Raw genomic sequence first — 18,638 nt, forward strand, 5'->3', positions numbered from 1 at the left:
TACTTCGTTAAGGTGTGTAGTTTACGGTTACCAAAGCACGACGTTCCTGACCCACATACCCAATAATATCTTCGAATTCAGTATCAAATAGGTTATTCACCTTCAATGACAACTGCCATTCATTACTAATACGGTAGCTTACATTAACGTTAGTAAGTGTATAAGCCGAAAGTGCAAGCGTTTGTGAAGGTGCGGGGAAGGGCGGAAAGAATGTATCAAACCGCGTCCCTGTATAAGCCAATTTCGTATAAAAACTGAATTTATCAAGCCCAAAATCGGAGGAAACCGTTAAAGCTCCTTGATGACGGGCGCGACGAAGCTCAGTTGTATTTACAGCATCAACATCTTGCTGCGCATTAAGGTAACTGTATGAGCCCGTAACAATCACCATTTCCCCGCGCCAATTAAACTCTGCGTCTACACCGTCTCGTAGGCTTTCACCGTCAATGTTATCCGCGGTAAATGCGCCAGCGGCCGGGTCGAAAACGAAGCCGTTTATTTCATCTTCAAGCTGGGTGCTATATATGCTTACCTGTGTCGAGAGTGTTTCCCAGCGTGTCTTGATACCGACCTCGATTTCTTCACTTTTTTCAGGCATCAGGTCAGCATTGCCGATAAAGCTGGCGGGCGTAAATCCGAATCGCTCTGTGAAAGTGGGAGTTTTAACCGCCTTTCCGTAACTGGTGAAAACAGAGACGTTATTGTGGACTTGCCAAGTCAATCCGGCGCGATAGCTTGACGCATTGTCAAACTCACTGTTGTTGTCGAATCGAGCACTTACAGAAGTGAATACATTATCACCAAGGTTCCCGCTTGCTTCCCCAAATGCACTGTACGTTTTATCTCGCTGCGCTTGATTAGGGTCGCCAAATACCACAGGACCGCGCTGAGAAAATAACCGCTGTAAATATTCAGCCCCCGCCGCCACGTTCCAGTTATCGAGTCTGTAAAAATGGGTCCAATTGAATTCTACGCGTTCTCCCGTAGTTCCCCCAACATCGTCACCTGATGCTGTATTATCATTCTTATCCTTTCGATACTGTGCAGTAAGCGCTGAGTTGTAATCCGAATCGTGGGGCTGATACTCCCACTTAAGCTTTGAACTAACTTGAAAGCCTCGTGTGACATTATCTGAATCTGCCGGCAGGCCGGTGCTGAGGAAGTCGGTAGCATCGTAGTCGTTCTGATAATCTACCGCGCGAAGATACGCGTTAAGTAAGTGTTCGCTAGAGGCTTCAAAACTAACATTAAGTCCCGCTGTAAGGTTGTTGTAACCATCGTCTTCATTGCCGACACGAGAAATGTTGTCGCCGTCTGTTTGCAAGTAGCCGGCGTAGGCGTTAAGGCCAAAGTCATTATGCTGCGATGCAGTGTTAACACTGCCTTTATAAGTGCTTTGCGTACCCGCACTTGCCGACATGCTTACGTTTTTCGAAGGTTGCTGCGTCTGCCCGGCTTTGGTAGTGATGCTTAAAACGCCGCCAATAGCACCACTTCCCCAGCGGGCACTTTGCGGGCCTTTTAAAAGCTCAATTCGAGTCACGTTTGCGGCAGTTAAATGCGCAAGGTCAATTAGGCTTCCTTGACCAATATCATTGGCAATAACGCCATCTATTAGCACTAATAAGTGGTTTGTTTCGCTACCTCGCACCCTAACTTCTGTGAGGCCTCCTGGGCTACCAGATTGAGACAAGCTTACACCGGGTAACCCGCGAATAAGTTCGGTAAGTTGCAGGGCTCCCGATGCTTTAATATCGCTTTCAGTTAAAACCGATACTGCCGCTGGAAGTTTGGTCAGTTCTATGGGTAATCGGGTGCCGGTGACAGTCAGTGTTTCTATATCGTCAGCAATAGATTGTGCAAATGTTGGTGTTGAAGAAATAAAAGCAAGTAGCGCTGCGCTTGCTGCAGCTTTAGTAATTGCAGTGTGTGTAAAAGATACGTCCATAATCAAAAATAATCTCTTATGTACTCCACCCGAGTACATGATTTAGCGGAAGCGAGAGGCAATGCAAAGCATTACCTAAGCCGTGAAGCACAGGCCGGTATCCGGGCTCTCTCGTTAGTCGCTCACATAATTGAAATCAAATATCTTTAATCAAACTAATAAAATCACTAGCATAAAAAAATATCTGAGGAGCTGTAACTCTTTTGCCTTCCCATCTAATCAGCAAGCATAGCACTTACGTTATAGACAGTGGCGTTTGAAAAGACATACTCGTTGAGTATTGAGATTACCGTTGCGGGGGCAGCATCAGCATCACACTGATTTCCCGTTTAACACAATCACTGGCATCTTGTTGATGTTAACCAACTGACACCGGTTCATGGGCACCTACGCGGGGGGGAGTATATAGCCTTTATTTAAGACTTTATATACTCCAAGCTGCTATATTCTGACGTGGAACGGCAGAAAGAGCCTTTAGTGAACACGTTATGGGATTACATTCCAAGCTTAAGCGGGGGCTCTTGAAGTGCAGACATTTGTTCTTTCAAGGCTAATATTTGCCCTTCCCAATATTTATCTTCAGCAAACCATGGAAAGGCGCGGGGAAAGGCCGGATCTGACCAACGGCGAGATAGCCATGCCATGTAATGAACCATTCGCATGGCTCTTAATGGCTCTATAAGCGAGAGTTCTGCTTTATTGAAGGGCTGAAATTCTTCATAAGCTTCAACTAATGTGTCAAGTTGCAATAGCTGCTGTTGTCTGTCGCCGCTTAGCATCATCCACAAATCTTGGATGGCAGGCCCCATTCTGCAGTCATCTAAATCGACAAAAGTAGGTCCATCTCGCCATAAAATATTGCCCGGGTGGCAATCACCATGAAGACGTATAGGCGAAGAAACGTTTTTATACGCTTTTTGTGTAGCTTCAATAACAGGGTTAAGAATAGCGAAAAAAGCGGTTTTTAAACCCTCTGGCAATAACTCGCTCTGCTCAAGAATTTTTTGCGGCTCTAATAAATAGCTCTCTACATCAATAGCGGGGCGTGAAGTGAATGGCGTGGCCTGCGCTGTTAGATGTATTCGGCCGATAAAGCGCCCCATCCATTCCAGCTGATCTAAATTGTCATTTTCAAACTGTCGGCCTCCCACTGAGGGAAAAAGGGCAAAGCGGTAGTCGGTATCAACAACTTTATGATGATGCAATGTGTTCTCATTTAGTGCCATGGGGGCGACAATGGGAATTTCATTGTCAGCCAGCTCTTTAGCAAAACTGTGCTCTTCTTGAATTTGTTCGTCAGTCCAGCGACCTGGCCTGTAAAACTTCACAACGTAGCGCTTGCCGTCTTCAGCAATAAACTGATAAACCCTGTTTTCATAACTGTTAAGCGCGAGTAGTCCGCTTTGAAGAAAAATGCCCTGGGTTTCCAGGGCATCTAATATCGTATCTGGGCTTAAGCCCGAGAAGGAGAAATCTGTCATCGATAAAGAAACTTAGTTGGCTCATCAACGGTTACCGTCTCACCATTTACGGTAACAGTAACACTGATGAATATGTCAGTGACAGTATCTTCCAGATTATAGGCGTCTGTTGCAACCGATATCGGTGTTGAGTAAACCGCGCTACCCTCTACCTCAAACTCTTGTTTACCAATATATTGATAATCGGGTAGCCCTTTTATTTCAACCGTATAGCTTTGACGCTGTTGAGTTTTGTTCAACACCTTAATGGTATATACGTTTTCAATAAGCCCTTCATTGGTTTCGCGGTATAGAGAGTTTCTGTCGCGAATAATATCAACTTCAACAGGACTACGGGTGTAGATATTGGCAAATAGAAGTCCGATCATGATGACGAGTACAACAAAGTAACCCACCAGCTTAGGTCGAATAATATTCGTTTTACCACCAGATAGCTCATGTTCTGAGGTAAAGCTAATTAAGCCTTTGGGGTAATTCATCTTTTCCATAACGCCGTTACATGCATCAACGCAAGCACCGCAGTTAATGCACTCGTATTGTAAACCATTGCGAATATCGATACCGGTAGGACAAACTTGTACACATAAGTTGCAGTCTATGCAGTCGCCAAGCCCTTTCTGTTTAACGTCTTCATGACTGAGTTTGCGTGGGCGAGGGCCTCGTTTTTCACCTCGGGTGGCATCGTAAGATACGGTAAAGGTATCTTTATCGAACATCGCTGACTGAAAGCGCGCATACGGACAAATATGGGTACACATGATTTCTCGCATATAGCCCGCATTACCGTAGGTACAAACAGCAAAAAAGATAACTGAAAAGCCAGCCCAGAATCCTACATTGAAAGTGAAGAAGTCGATAAAGAGTGCGCCGATAGGCGTAAAGTATCCCACAAAAGTCAGTGCGGTTAACAGTGCAACAACAACCCATGCAGTGTGTTTAGCAGTTTTACGCATAAACTTATCGGCATCCATCGGCCTTTCATCAAGCTTCATGCGTTTGTTGCGCGGGCCTTCAAATTTTTCTTCAAACCAAGTGTAGATATACACCCAAGTAGTTTGCGGGCACATAAAACCGCACCATACCCGCCCAGCAAAGGTAGTAACAAAGAAGAGAGCAAAGGCTGACACAATAAAAATATAGGCCAACAGAGTCAGGTCTTGCGGCCACAGAGTTAACGAGAATATGGTAAACCGCTGTTCGCCAATATCGAGCAAGACAGCTTGTTGACCGTTGTATTGAAGCCAAGGGATAATGGCAAACAGGCCAAGAAAGATAAGCCCAAAAAAGCGACGAAACGATTCTAAAGGGCCTTTCACAGCACGCACATAAATACGACTGCGGGAATCGTGACGCTTCCCCTGACCTTCACCTTTTGGCTTGTGGACCTTTACCGGTGTTACGTTTTTAACCGGTATCTGTTCATTCATAAAATAACCTTAGCTAACATCTTTAAGTGACATAAGCAGTATAACAGCAAGAAGAATGTCATAATTAATGTAGATCAAGAATACTCATTATGATCGGTCCTTTTGAACTTTCAGTCAATACTGAAAGTTCAGAAATGTTCATTGAAAAATATGCCTTCGTTAAAATAAGTCAAAAATAGGGTCAACACGCCCTAAAGCGTAGTTAGTAAAATACCAAACAGCTATATGCTGTGTGGGGCATAGCATTAAAGTTTTCTTAATAAGTTTTCTTAATAAGTTTGTTTAATGAGTGAGGCTTATTTAATGAGAATTGCGGTGCAGTATGATCAGCAGCCATCTGAGCATGCTTGCTGGGCAAGCTAAGATAAATTTCATATACATATGGTTGTTTTCCATACTGATGTATTACTATTAGTGTTCTTAAATGTAGAGAACATGGTGTAATATCACCGAATAGTTGAACTTTTAGTGGCTTTTTAGCCGTAAATTTCAACAAGACTTAGCTATGTAATTACATACATCAAAGCGGAATACAATGAACCACGCTTGCCGCAAATCCTATATATAGCTAGATGTTTTGCTATGTATAAGCGCACGTTAAAGGAATGATTAAACAGGCTGGCGATTATATTAGCTATTCAATTACGGTTATTTTAGAAAGGCTATGTAAGACATTATGTTACGTTTTTTCATTATTACTGCTGAAATTATTGTGCTCGTATTAATCTTACGATCGCCTTTCGTGCAGTATTTATTTGAAGATATTCAGCATTCTGTTTCCGACTGGTTTATTTCTATGTCTACTTTGCCAGAGCAGCGCGCGTTGAGCGGTTTGCGCAACGATATACTGCAGCAGCTAAAGCCATTAAAACCTTACCAACAAAACTATGTCGAACAAATAACCGTATCCACAGACAGTGTTAAACGTTTTTACGCAACATACTGTGAAAAAGACGACATAAACCCCAACTTTTCGGGAACTAAACGTGCTCAGCTGTGCCATACCATCATGCAGTCTTCTCTGATGAGAAAGCCACAGTAAAGCGACAACAGGCCGAAAAACGTTTGCGAGAAGACCTTAACGAGGAGAGTAAACGTGAATAAGTTACCTATTTCAGCAACCCTTATCTATTCAGCACTGTTCAGCAGCGCCTTAGTTTTTACCACCATGACGCCTGCTCACGCGGCTGAATTAAAAATAACATGGGAAGAACCAAAGTCTTATACCGACGTTAGGCCATCAAACGAGTCTCGTGTTCGTTTTCGCGAGCGCACTCTTGAGGAATTGGAATCGCATCTCGTGGAGTTAGCTGCGACGTTACCTGAATCACAAACTTTGACAATGGTAGTGACGAATATCGATTTGGCAGGGCAGGTATGGCCCAGTCAGTTTGTTGGCTTTGGTAATAACATGGGGCAAGACGTGCGCGTGATACAGCGTGTTGATATTCCACGCATGACGTTTAGCTATTCACTTACCGATAGCGATGGTGAAGTAATTAAAAGCGAAGAGGAATTTAGCCTTAAAGACATGGGGTTCATGGACACCAATACTCGCAATAATAGAAATGAAAATCTGTTTTATGAAAAAGCCATGCTTGATGACTGGTTTGACGACACGTTTGTAGAAAAAGAAAAGTAAAAGAAAGCATAAACAAAGAGGCCGCGTTGCTTTAGCTAAACAACGCGGCCTTTTTTATTGGTGCAAAAAACTGATTTAAAGCACAGTTAGTTCAGCGATTATAGATAATCGAACTCATCACCGCTGACGGCTAACGTACTTTCTGGTCCTGCTGTATAGGCTACTTTGTGAGCATCACGACGAGGTAAAATACGCTCCATATAAAAATCCCGTGTTTTTACCTTTGATGCCGCAAGTACTGCATTCTCTCCGCGCTGGGCTTTATCTGCCATGCTGTACCACAACACACCAAGTAGAGAGTAAGCGCTGTAGTTAAGGAAGTCACAGGCCGCTGATGCAGCTGTAGTCGCATCCATGCCCAAACAGTCAGCAGAAGAGGCGCGCCAGTCATCCAATAGTCCTTGAGCTAGGCCTTTGTCTTCTGCGTTTTCGATGTCTGCTACGAGTGCGTTAAACGCGTTGTAGGTAGACTCTAGCATTTGTCCGCCGTCGCGAGTAAGTTTACGTCCAATAAGGTCGAGCGCTTGAATGCCGTTTGTTCCTTCATAAAGCATAGCAATACGAACATCGCGCACAAGCTGCTCCATGCCCCACTCGCGTATAAACCCATGGCCACCAAAGATTTGAACACCAAGGTTTGTAGTTTCAAGGCCCATATCAGTCATGAAAGCTTTACAGATAGGCGTTAGGTATTGAAGCACATTCTCTGCGTTTTTCTGTTCTTCGCCGTCGGTGTGCTTTTCAATGTCCATAAACTTAGCGTAGAAAAGCGACAGGGCACGACAGCCCTCAATAAGCGATTTCTGTGTTAACAGCATTCGAGCCACATCTGGCTGAAACACGATTGGGTCGGCTTTGCCGTCTGGGTTTTGAATACCTTGAGGTGCACGAGACTGCACGCGCTCGCGGGCATATGTTAGTGCACCTTGGTACGATGCTTCAGCTGCCCCCAACCCTTGCAGGCCAACTTGGAATCGTGCGTCGTTCATCATAGTGAACATACATGTCAAGCCTTTGTTTTCCTCGCCAACTAACCAGCCGGTGGCGCCGTCAAAATTCATTACACATGTTGGGCTAGCCTTAATCCCCATCTTGTGTTCAATGCTACCCACTGAAAGACTATTCGCTTCGCCCGGCTCATTGCTGGCATCGGGCAAAAATTTAGGTACTAGAAACAAGCTTATTCCTTTAACACCTTTTGGTGCATCAGGTAAGCGAGCCAGTACTAAGTGAATGACATTAGAGCTCCAGTCGTGGTCGCCGCCGGTAATAAAGATCTTATTACCTGTAATTTTAAAGCTACCGTCTTCTTGCGGAAGCGCCTTTGTGCTTAACAAGCTTAAGTCGGTTCCCGCGTGAGGCTCGGTGAGGTTCATTGTGCCTGTCCACTCACCGCTAATTAGCTTGGCTAAATACTTATCTTTTAACTCTTTGCTCGCATGCTTTGTTACTGCCAGCGTGGCACTTTCGGTAAGCATGGTTGTTAAGCGCCAGCTCAAGTTGGCCGCGTTTAGCATTTCATGCACCGGCACTGCCATTGTGTAAGGTAAATCTTGACCGTCGTATTCTGCAGAGCCAAGCATGGCGTTCCAGCCATTCGCAACATACTCTTGGTAAGCGTCTGCAAAGCCTTTAGGGGTAGTGACCTTGCCATTTTCAAGTTTACAGCCTTCTTCGTCGCCTTCGCGGTTAAGCGGAGCAATAACGTCCAAGGCAAATTTGGCGCCTTGGGAAATAATTTCATTCGCCAAGTCACTATCGAAATCGCTAATACCTAGCTTTTGGTAATGAGCATCAAGTCCAAGCCATTCTTTTAAAAGAAACTGAAAATCAGCGGTAGGGGCGTGGTGTAGAGGCATGGATGACTCCTTTTTCAAACAAGTGTTTTAATCTCGCTATTATAGCCATAAAACAAGTGGTCAGAGTAGTCCGTTAATCGAAAGTTAATAATAAATATTATTTATACCACTTGGCTTTTTCTTGCATTTATCCATCTCACTGGCATGCTAACGCCCTAAATAAGGCGACATAGTTAAGGCGTAAAAAGCGTATGAGTAATAATAGTCCAGTATGCGTAGTAACGGGAGGCAGCTTGGGAATTGGCCTTGCGGTATGTAAAACCTTTGCCGAAAACGGTTATCGCGTGGTCAATTTAGACATCAGGCCTTTTGATATCACGCCAGCTCATTGTGAATGGGTAAGTTGTGATGTTAGCAAGGTTAGTGATGTTGAAACTGCGTTATCTTCTGTTGCCAGCAAATATGAACGAATTGATTCACTAGTGTGTAATGCAGGTAAGCACGTATCTGCCACTATAGAAGAAACCGATGAAGCCCTTCTAGACAGCGTGATTAATTTAAATATAAAAGGCGCTTACGCCGCAATTAAATACACATTGCCGGTGATGAAGTTGCAGCAATCTGGCGCTATTGTGGTAATGGGGTCAGATCAATCCTTTGTAGGTAAGCAAAACTCTTTCGCGTATGGCTTAACAAAATCTGCATTAGCGTCTATGGCTAAAACAACGGCGCTTGATTACGCATCATGTAAAATACGTGTGAATGCTGTGTGCCCAGGTACGGTGGAAACGCCTCTGTTTCATAACGCTATCGATAACTATGTGGCGAAATCTGGTGCAAATAAAGAGGAAGTGGTTGCTGAAGAAGCGTCAGCACAGCCATTAGGTAGGCTTGGGCAGCCAGAGGATGTTGCAGAACTCACCTATTTTTTATGCAGTGACAAAGCATCCTTTATTACAGGCAGCCTGTATGCGGTTGATGGCGGTTATACAGCGCAGTAGTGAATATGAATCATCATAATGCTGTGAGGCTGAGTATGAAAAGAGGGGAAGAAGATATGAAATGGATTGATCCACACATCCACCTTTTTGCACTAGCCCACGGACATTATGCATGGCTAAAGCCTGAAAACCCGCCGTTCTGGAGCGACAAGGCAGTAATAAATCAAACTACCTTAGAGCCTCACCTGTACGAAGGAAACCGAAACCTGCTCGCAGGGTTTGTGCATATAGAAGCTGGGTTTGATAACCATCATCCTTGGCGGGAAGTACAATTTTTAGAGCAGTACTGCAAAGGGCCATTTCGCAGCGTTGCCAATATTCATTTAACCGCAAACTCAGCGCAAGCAGATATCAATAGGCTGGTCCGCTTTCACTCCGTAGTCGGGTTACGCCATATTCTCGATGACGGTGCACAAACCATTTTGCGTTCGCCAAAAGCTTTACACACACTTAAATACATGGCGCAGCACCAGCTTTCTTTTGATGCTCAGTTAGATTTAACCGACACGGCAAGCGTCAGTGCATTAGTTAAAGTACTTGAGCAAGTTCCACACCTCACAGTTATGGTAAATCATGTTGGAATTGCGCCCTCTAGCAGAGCCAATCTGGCTTATAAACATTGGCAGCATCATTTGCGAGAGCTTGGGCAGCACAACAAGTTGGCATTTAAATTTTCTGGTATGGAGATGCAGGAGAGACAGTGGTCGTGGCAGTATGCGCATGGGGTACTTTGTGATGTTATCGAAAGTGTACCTTTAAGTAAGCTTATGTTGGCAAGTAATTTTCCGCTATGTAACTTAAGAATGCCTTATTCAGAGCTTCTTCGTGGCTACGACAGGTTATTAAAGCGCTTCGATCGCCAAACAGCCGAGCAGTTACGATATAGCAATGCTTATCGCTGGTACAAATTTACTCCGCAAGATTTTGAAGAATAACACGCGCTAATAAGAGCCGGTGAATTGAAAGCAAAGTGGCAACGCAATGTACCACTTCGCTTTTAAGATGCCTGTTTTAAAGGTAATAACTATTTTAGCTCGGTAACCGTCATATGTGGTGAGCGATACACAACTTCATCATTCAAATCGATTCCGATCCCTGGCGTGTCTGGTGCTTCAATGAATCCGTTCACTGGCTGAGGATCTTGAATACACAACTCTCTATTCCACTCTTTTATGGCGTAGGTGTGATGCTCGTGAATTAAAAAGTTCGGTATTGCGGTCTCAAGATGTAAGCTGGCAGCGGTTGCTACCGGGCCGCCACAAACATGGGCCTGAATACGCACATCGTAAATGTCAGCATAATCGCACACCTTTTTCGCTTCGGTGAAGCCGCCACAAAGACCGACATCTGGTTGCAGTACGTCAATAGACTGATCTTCAAGATAAGGGCGAACATCCCAGCGGTGGTACAAACGCTCACCGCCAGCAATAGGCACATTTACGTTCTTGGCAACTTTATCGTGAAGCTTTGAGTTTAAGTAGTTCACAGGCTCTTCGTAATACAAGCAACCAATATCCTCTACAATACTACCTAGCTGAATGGCGGTAGAAGCGCCTAGTAAGCTATGGCACTCAAAGATAATATCGCCATCGTCGCCCATAACATCGCGCATTGCCTGCAGGCGAGCTCTAAATAGCTTGAGTTCTGGCTTAGTAAACAACTTAGTTCTGTCGAAATGGGTGTTGCCATCTTTGTCATAAACAATAGGGTCGACTTTAACCGCATCGTAGCCGTCTTTAAGCGCTTTCTCTGTCGCGCGAGCATAATCGGCAGGGTCATTCAGTTTTGTAACTTCCTTATCCCAGTCAAACTGTAACTGACTGGCATAGCTACGCAGTTTGCCGTTTGTTTTTCCGCCTAGTAGTTCGTATACCGGTAAGCCTAGTGCTTTCCCTTTGATATCCCAAAGCGCGGTATCTATGGCACTCATTGCAGAATAAAAAACAGGGCCGCCGCCTAATCCCCAGAAACCTTCACGTAGCATGCGAGACCATAATAGTTCGGTTTGAAAAGGATTAAAGCCAATGAGCAATGCCTCAGCAATTTCTTTTACCATGTGTGCAGCAGCGCTGTGTCCCCAGTCGTAAGCAAGACCCGCTTCACCCACACCGGTGATTCCTTCGTCGGTATAAACTCTTACAAATACAGGGTTCCACTGAGGGCGTTTTGGACATTGAATGTCGAATATTTCTACTTTGGTCACTTTCATAGTTTATGTTCAATTCCGTGTTTTAAGTCAATTTTGAGGATTTCCCTACGGAAACCTATCTTAAATGTTAGAGCGCCAACTCGTACTTTTTTAACTGCCTCGCCTTTTCCCTGCCTGTTATTTTGTGATAACAAGGTAGCTTTTTGTGATGAGAAATAGCCTTGTAATCACAAAGACGCATTATTCACAGAAGCTTGGATCTAATTTATAGGCTTTTCTAAGCATCGCTGGCCATGCTTTTTGGCCACCCGTCTCTCCGCTGTGAACAATGCTTGCTTGCTCATATATACCGTCGATAATGGGTTGAGGGATCTCAATCACTTCTTCATTAGACTGCATCAGCGCAAGTTGAATTTCACATGCTCTTTGTAAATCATAAAATCGCATAAACGCGTCACCTACGGTGGGGCCTAGAGTAAGGCCGCCATGATTGGGCAATAACATATGGTTAGTATCGCCTAAATCCTCTTGCAGACGCTTTCTTTCTTGGGCATCAACAGCCAGTCCTTCATATTTGTGATAGGACAGCGATGGAAGAGAAAATAAAGAATACTGGCTCCATGGTTTTAAGCCACCTTTCACCGAGGCAACTGAAATGGTGGCCAATGTATGCAAATGAATTACGCATTTTGCATCGTGACGCACTTCATGAATAGCGCTATGAATAGTGAAGCCCGCAGGGTTTATTCCATAAGGTGTATCATCGAGAATGTTACCGTCTAGGTCTACTTTAACGAGATTAGAAGCCGTCACCTCGTCGAAGCCTAAACCAAACGCATTCACCAAGTAATGTTCTGTTCCCGGCACTTTGGCTGAAATATGCGTGTAAATGAGGTCGCCCCAGCGCATATCTGCTACCAGGCGATAGCAGGCTGCAAGATCCACTCGGGTTTGCCATTCTTGTTCTGAAACAGAATTTTTAAGACTTTGAGGCGGTAGTGAAAACACGCTTTACTCCTTGGATAATCTTATCCCTGCACTTGGTAGAAAAAGTAGTGCAGGGCGTTGAAAGCGAATGTGAATTACAAATACAAGGCACAGCCATAGAATCGCTTTAACCGTACCGCAAAGATTACCAGTTCAGGCTATTTATCAAAAGCCAGAACTTCTTTGGATTTTGAATCACAAGCATATATGGCCGTTTTGATACATACAGCTGACATATATTCAGCGCAAAGATATGCTAATACCGATTTTTGCCCGTTTACTGTGGCGTAAATGCAATAAAACCATCTCTAAGTGAAACTAAATCGTCTGGGAATCGCATTGCGTTATGTTCTATAACAAAGGGGTCAACTTTTTCTACAGCCGTTACCTCAATTTTAGCCCATGCCGGTGGTGAAAAATTATCGGGAAAAGCGCCAACTCCTGCATCTAGGTCGCAGGCAAATACCGAGAGACCCCGCCGGGTTGTGAGCAAGTGTTTGCGAACAAAAACATTAAAACCGGTTTCTTCCCAGGTTTCTCTGTGAGCGGCACAAGACAAAGATTCATCCTTATCGACCCCACCTCCAGGAAAATCAAGTTTGCCGGTTAGCCGATGCCTAATAAGTAACACTTTATTTTGAATTTTCACAAGGCAGGCTGCGGCTTTTGAGTTGACGGTATTATTTTGCGGTTGGGCAGTTTCAGTACTCAATTGCGTTGATTGTCTACAAGCGGGTTGGCTAGGAGTAGAGTCCGAGCAGGCAAAAAGCGTTAAAAGTGCCAAAATAGCTGATAAGCGAAAATAGAAAGTCATCGAAAAAGGTAGAATACCCTTATTAAAATAAAAACAAGTAATAGCGCCACAAAACCACCGCTCGCGCCTTGCACCAAAACGTGCCCAGGGTGCATATTGGAGAAGGTGTTTGAGATGCGTAGCCGAATGTGAATAGAGTGCTTTTTACTAAAATTGGCAACCACTTCGCAAACTACTTTATCACAAGGCGTTATTTTACCTAAAGGAAAGGTTATGTCTTCACGATTTTCTTTATCTCCACTACTCATTGGTGTTGCCCTGCTGGCCGGCATTGTTGTCTATCTTAATTTACCCGAAGAAAGTGCTGAACAACAAAATGCAGCAAAGGCTACGCCGGTCAAAACGGCATTGGCGAGTACACAAGCATTGCCCATTACCATAGAGTCGCTAGGTACCGCGGTGGCGAACGAATCGGTAAACATCACTGCCCAAGTTACAGAAACGATAGCCAGTATCAACTTTGAAGACGGTGATAAAGTTGACGCAGGCACAGTACTTGTTCAGCTTAATAACTCGGAAGAACTCGCGCGTGTTGAAGAACTCAAGGCCAATATTGTTGAAGCAAAAAGACAATTCACCCGAATAGCTGATTTACGCCAAACCAATGCTACCTCTGAGCAGCTTTTAGACGAACAACAAGCCCGCGTAAAAGCGTTGGAAGCTCAGCTAGATATCGCAAAAGCACAGTTAGACGACTTGCAGGTTCGCGCTCCTTTTAGTGGTTTGCTTGGCAATAGAATGATCAGTAAAGGCTCACTTATCCAGCCTGGAAATACTATTACTACGCTAGACGACATCAGCGTGGTAAAAGTTGACTTTAGTGTTGCAGAAACGCATTTAGCGAGTGTTGCAGCAGGCCAGCGGTTAACTGCAATTTCAATTGCTTATCCAGGCGTAGAGTTCGAAGGCGTTATTAGTAATGTCGACACCAGATTAGACCCCGTGATCCGCGCCATTAATGTGCGAGCAGTCATAAAGAATAAAGACAACCGTTTACGCCCAGGTATGCTGCTAACCGTTACAGTAGAAAAGCGTGTTTTAAACACCCTCGTTCTTCCAGAAAAAGCACTGGTTCCCGTACAAGATAAGCAATTTGTTTATGTGGTTAAAGACGATGTGGCGCACCAAACAGAAGTGGTTATTGGGGAGAGAAAGCCAGGTATAGTCCAGATAATCAAAGGTGTAAGTGAAGGCGATGAAGTTATTACCGAAGGTACGCTGCGTGTGCGTGACCAATCTCCAGTCAACGTACTTAATCGATAGGGCGCGCACCATGTTATTGTCTGACGTTTCAGTTAAACGCCCCGTTTTTGCAACGGTTATCAATTTACTGTTAGTGATATTTGGCGTTGTTGCTATTTCTATGCTGTCACTTCGTGAATACCCCGATATCGATCCACCCATAGTGTCGGTGAATACCACCTATGCTGGTGCATCGGCAAATATTGTTGAAACTCGAATAACCCAACTTCTAGAAGACCGTATATCGGGTATAGAGGGTATAAAAAACGTTACCTCTACTTCGCGCAACGGTCGTTCTGACATCACAATTGAATTTAAGCTTTCTCGCGATATTGATGCTGCGGCCAATGATGTAAGGGAGCGCGTGAGTCGCGCATTAAATAATCTACCGGACCAAGCAGATCCGCCTGAAGTGTCAAAGGCTAACTCCGATGAGAGCGCCGTGGTGTGGTACAACCTGAGAAGTACAAACCTAAACACAATGGAATTGACCGACTACGCAGAGCGCTTCCTCGTTGATAGGCTTTCCATTGTTGATGGCGTTGCGCGGGTGCAAATTGGCGGTGGTCGCCGCTATGCCATGAAAGTGTTTTTAGATAGAACCGCTATGTCTGCCCGGGGCATCACCGTTAGCGATGTAGAGCAAGTTATTCGCGCAGAAAACGTTGAACTGCCCGCCGGCGAAGTTGAGTCTGTCGACCGTGATTTTGAAGTAAGGGTAGCCCGAACCTTTTTAACCCCTGAAGATTTTGCTGCCCTCACTGTGGCGGTAGGCGATAACGGCTATCTGGTGCGACTAGGCGAAATAGCCAATGTTGAGTTAACTGCAGAAGATGATGAGACCGAGTTTCGCGGCGACGGCGTAAACATGATTGGTCTTGGCATTATCAAGCAATCTAAATCGAATACCCTTGAAGTAGCACGTGCGGCAAAGGCACAAATAGCAAAAATAGAGGCATCTCTGCCAGATAACATTTTTATTGTACCTAGCTACGACTCCTCGGTTTTCATTGAGGCCTCTATTGATGAGGTTTATGAAACCCTTGCCATTGCTATGCTTATGGTGGTGGTAGTGATTTATCTATTTCTGGGGAATGTTCGCGCTACCTTTATTCCTGCGGTCACCGTTCCGGTATCTCTTATTGCTGCATTCATTGTTATGTATGCCCTTGGGTTTTCAATCAACCTCTTAACACTACTGGCCATGGTGCTGGCCATAGGACTAGTAGTAGACGATGCTATTGTGGTGTTAGAAAACATCTATCGCAGAATTGAGTTGGGCGAGCCCCCTATTTTAGCTGCTTATCGGGGGGCCAAAGAAGTTGGTTTCGCCGTTATTGCTACTACATTGGTGCTGATTTCGGTATTTGTACCTCTTGTGTTTTTGGAGGGGAACATTGGACGTTTATTCACTGAATTTGCATTGGCCATTGCTGCCGCTGTGGCATTTTCCAGTTTCACTGCCCTAACGCTAACACCTATGATGGCGTCGAAAATACTTAAAAAGCGTGAGCGAGCATCTGGTTTCGGAAGTTGGATGGATAAGCGTTTCTCGGCGCTCGAAAACCGTTATTTTCAAAGTTTGGGGAAAACCTTACATCAGCCAATATTAATGTTGCTGTTACTCGTTTTTGCAGTCATCGCTATTATTCAATTTTCAGAAAAAGTGCCCAGCGAGTTTGTACCAAAAGAAGATAGGGGTAACTTTTTTATTCTTATGAATGCGCAGGAGGGGGCGAGTTTTAAAAGTAATGCTGAAAACCTAAAGCAAATTGAAGATATCTTAATGCCCTATCGGGAAAACGGTAAAATTAATCGTTTGCTAGTAAGAACACCGGGCTTTGGTGGCAATGCAGGTATTGCCATTGTAGGTTCAGCAGATTGGGATGTAAGAGATTTCAGCACCTTTGAACTTATGGATGAGTTAAGCGAAAAATTAACTACGGTACCTGATGTAAGAGCCTTTTCGATTATGCGAAGTGGTGTATCTGGGGGCGGGTTCGGAAGACCAGTGCAATTTGTTTTAAAAGGCGATACCTATGAAAACCTTGTTGCATGGCGAGATACGGTACTTGAAAAAGCCGCTGAAAACCCCGGGCTTATTCGATTAGATTCAGATTACAAAGAAACGTCACCTCAGTTGCTAGTTAACATTAACCGCGATAGAGCCGCAGATCTCGGTGTTTCTATTAGTGATATCGGTGGCACCTTAGAAGTTATGCTGGGTCAGCGCAGAGTATCTACTTTCCTAGATAGAGGAGAGGAATACGATGTTATTTTAGAAGGTATTGAAGACGACTTTAGAAGCCCAAACAGCATAGAAAACCTCTATGTGCGTTCGTCAAGAACCGGCGAATTGGTTCCTATGGATAACTTACTGACTTTTGAGGAGCAGGCTACTTCGTCTCGTCTAAACCGTTATAACCGAATGCGCGCTGTTACTATATCGGCAAACTTAGCCGAGGGTTACACGCTAGGTCAGGCACTGACTTATTTAGAAGACATTGTTCGTACAGAGCTTCCTGACACCGTATCCATTGACTACAAAGGCGAGTCACAGCTCTATCAAGAAGCCGGTAGTTCCTTTATTTATGTTTTCATGCTTGCATTAGCAATCACCTATCTTATTTTGGCCGCACAATTTGAAAGTTGGGTGCATCCTCTCGTTATTATGCTTACGGTGCCTCTGGCTCTTGTAGGTGCTTATATTGGGCTGTTTTTCTCGGGCATGACGATAAACATATATAGTCAGATTGGGTTAGTCATGCTTATTGGGCTAGCTGCGAAGAACGGTATTTTAATTGTTGAATTTGCGAACCAACTTCGCGATAGCGGCATGGCCTTTGAAGAGGCCCTAAAAAGAGCGGCTACCCAAAGGCTTCGTCCTATCGTAATGACAGGTTTTACTACGGTGTTTAGTGCGCTACCTCTGGTTCTTGCCACCGGGCCTGGCGCAGAAAGCCGAATGGTAATAGGTATGGTGATATTCTCAGGCGTCTTAGTATCGGCCTTCATGACCTTGTACGTTGTACCAACGGCTTACAGTTGGCTTGCCAGAAATACAAGTTCACCGCTTAAGCGCACTCAAGAGATAGAACGGTTGCACAAAGAGATTCCATACAAAAAGGGTGATGTTGAATAGTTTCCTGTCGATTTGCTTGCTGAGTTAGCTGAGTCGAGTGTGCTAGGTGATGATTAAGTGGGATGTAGTTTAAGTGCTTGTTGCCAGCTTGATATCCCGCTTACATTTAATATGTCAGAAGTATTCGTATAGTGCATTATACGTCAGCTAGGCTTTTGGTATGTTTTTTCATACTTCCATATGGGTTTTGATGCCCTATTAAAATAGCTGGTTTTAGTTAATTATCTGATTTTTATAGTTTAAATTTTTAATCGTATTCTTTCTTTTATTTTTTTAAACACTGATCCAACCACTAAGTAGCGCTATTAGTCATTCGTCTAGTTGTTTAAAATCTCTCGCGCATTAAACTGCGCGCCATCACAAGCCTTCAAACGTAAGTTCTTCATTTTTCGAATCTAAAAACTTAGTAGCTTTGTTGGCGATATTACCATTTGTGACCAATACTTAGGCAATTGTGTAATTGAAGCTACGATTGCGCTTTGTTTTACCCAGCACTGGTTTTGCCACACGAGCAAAACGTGGGCTAAGCATAATTGAAGCGGTGATATATCACCGCGACAAAGTTAAGAGGATAATTATGAAAAAATGGATACTCGCAGCGAGCCTTTGCTGCAATATGGCATTCGCAGATGTAGCGGTTGTTGTTCATCCAAGTAATGGCGATTCGTTAGACAAAGCAACGATCAGTAGATTGTTCTTAAACAAAGCCAAAGCATTTCCTAACGGAACTCGCGCTGAGCCTGTAGCGCTAGCGGAAGGTAACGCAGTTACCGACGAATTTAACGGTAAAGTTCTCAATAAAACGGCATCACAATTAACAGCGTTTTGGTCGAAGCTTGTATTTACAGGGAAAGGCCAACCGCCAAAATCGCTTGGTAGCGATGCAGAAGTGCTCTCCACTGAGGCGGGAAATCCTGGCGCCATAGGCTACGTTGATGCTGGTGCTGTGAATGACAGCGTACGCGTTGTAGCCACGTTTTAATTTTACCGAATTACACTGAATTTA

The 18,638-nt window shown here is 44.3% G+C and carries 14 protein-coding genes and 1 riboswitch; of the genes, 7 read left to right on the top strand and 7 right to left on the bottom strand.

From position 1 onward, the window contains the following. Positions 1 to 7 precede the first annotated feature (7 nt). From BM528_RS03215 to ccoG, 3 genes are all read right to left on the bottom strand, one after another. A complete protein-coding gene (locus BM528_RS03215) occupies positions 8 to 1,948 on the bottom strand; it encodes a TonB-dependent receptor plug domain-containing protein (RefSeq protein ID WP_071978637.1) in 1,941 nt (646 codons plus the stop codon). A gap of 75 nt (positions 1,949 to 2,023) precedes the next feature. Beyond that, a riboswitch (cobalamin riboswitch) is annotated at positions 2,024 to 2,340 on the bottom strand. Positions 2,341 to 2,442: 102 nt separating this feature from the next. Continuing rightward, the gene (locus BM528_RS03220; RefSeq protein WP_071978638.1) at positions 2,443 to 3,429 is read right to left on the bottom strand and encodes a serine/threonine protein kinase; all 987 of its coding nucleotides are present in this window, start codon (positions 3,427 to 3,429) and stop codon (positions 2,443 to 2,445) included. Next, positions 3,426 to 4,856, bottom strand: coding sequence for a cytochrome c oxidase accessory protein CcoG (gene ccoG, locus BM528_RS03225; RefSeq protein ID WP_071978639.1), 1,431 nt, complete (start codon positions 4,854 to 4,856; stop codon positions 3,426 to 3,428). Before ccoG ends, BM528_RS03220 begins: the two co-directional genes overlap by 4 nt. Positions 4,857 to 5,598: 742 nt before the next feature. Here ccoG and BM528_RS03230 point away from each other — a divergent pair. Beyond that, positions 5,599 to 5,898, top strand: a complete 300-nt coding sequence (locus BM528_RS03230; RefSeq protein WP_232230563.1) for a hypothetical protein — start codon at positions 5,599 to 5,601, stop codon at positions 5,896 to 5,898. A gap of 126 nt (positions 5,899 to 6,024) precedes the next feature. Continuing rightward, a complete protein-coding gene (locus BM528_RS03235) occupies positions 6,025 to 6,498 on the top strand; it encodes a DUF3016 domain-containing protein (protein ID WP_071981129.1) in 474 nt (157 codons plus the stop codon). Positions 6,499 to 6,596: 98 nt separating this feature from the next. Here BM528_RS03235 and BM528_RS03240 read toward each other — a convergent pair whose 3' ends face one another. Further along, positions 6,597 to 8,357: an acyl-CoA dehydrogenase family protein gene (locus BM528_RS03240; RefSeq protein WP_071978641.1), complete on the bottom strand. Its 1,761-nt coding sequence runs from the start codon at positions 8,355 to 8,357 to the stop codon at positions 6,597 to 6,599. 191 nt (positions 8,358 to 8,548) lie between these two features. Here BM528_RS03240 and BM528_RS03245 point away from each other — a divergent pair, with 191 nt between their 5' ends. Both BM528_RS03245 and BM528_RS03250 read left to right on the top strand, forming a co-directional pair. Next, positions 8,549 to 9,298, top strand: coding sequence for an SDR family NAD(P)-dependent oxidoreductase (locus BM528_RS03245; protein WP_071978642.1), 750 nt, complete (start codon positions 8,549 to 8,551; stop codon positions 9,296 to 9,298). 56 nt (positions 9,299 to 9,354) lie between these two features. Continuing rightward, positions 9,355 to 10,233: an amidohydrolase family protein gene (locus tag BM528_RS03250; protein WP_083595356.1), complete on the top strand. Its 879-nt coding sequence runs from the start codon at positions 9,355 to 9,357 to the stop codon at positions 10,231 to 10,233. 89 nt (positions 10,234 to 10,322) lie between these two features. Here BM528_RS03250 and BM528_RS03255 read toward each other — a convergent pair whose 3' ends face one another. From BM528_RS03255 to BM528_RS03265, 3 genes are all read right to left on the bottom strand, one after another. Beyond that, positions 10,323 to 11,507, bottom strand: coding sequence for a mandelate racemase/muconate lactonizing enzyme family protein (locus tag BM528_RS03255; protein WP_071978643.1), 1,185 nt, complete (start codon positions 11,505 to 11,507; stop codon positions 10,323 to 10,325). Between the two features lie 180 nt (positions 11,508 to 11,687). After that, positions 11,688 to 12,455 (bottom strand): class II aldolase/adducin family protein, encoded by a 768-nt coding sequence (locus BM528_RS03260; protein WP_071978644.1) that lies wholly within the window; start codon positions 12,453 to 12,455, stop codon positions 11,688 to 11,690. Between the two features lie 256 nt (positions 12,456 to 12,711). Continuing rightward, positions 12,712 to 13,146, bottom strand: coding sequence for an NUDIX hydrolase (locus tag BM528_RS03265; RefSeq protein WP_232230564.1), 435 nt, complete (start codon positions 13,144 to 13,146; stop codon positions 12,712 to 12,714). Positions 13,147 to 13,461: 315 nt separating this feature from the next. Here BM528_RS03265 and BM528_RS03275 point away from each other — a divergent pair, with 315 nt between their 5' ends. From BM528_RS03275 to BM528_RS03285, 3 genes are all read left to right on the top strand, one after another. After that, complete coding sequence (locus BM528_RS03275) at positions 13,462 to 14,511, top strand: efflux RND transporter periplasmic adaptor subunit (protein WP_071978647.1); 1,050 nt, start codon at positions 13,462 to 13,464, stop codon at positions 14,509 to 14,511. 10 nt (positions 14,512 to 14,521) lie between these two features. After that, positions 14,522 to 17,632 (top strand): efflux RND transporter permease subunit, encoded by a 3,111-nt coding sequence (locus BM528_RS03280; RefSeq protein WP_071978648.1) that lies wholly within the window; start codon positions 14,522 to 14,524, stop codon positions 17,630 to 17,632. A gap of 577 nt (positions 17,633 to 18,209) precedes the next feature. Then, positions 18,210 to 18,614, top strand: a complete 405-nt coding sequence (locus BM528_RS03285; RefSeq protein WP_071978649.1) for a phosphate ABC transporter substrate-binding protein — start codon at positions 18,210 to 18,212, stop codon at positions 18,612 to 18,614. The last annotated feature ends 24 nt before the right edge of the window (positions 18,615 to 18,638 follow it).

The organism is Alteromonas sp. RW2A1 (assembly GCF_001886475.1).
Classification (GTDB): Bacteria; Pseudomonadota; Gammaproteobacteria; order Enterobacterales; family Alteromonadaceae; genus Alteromonas; species Alteromonas hispanica.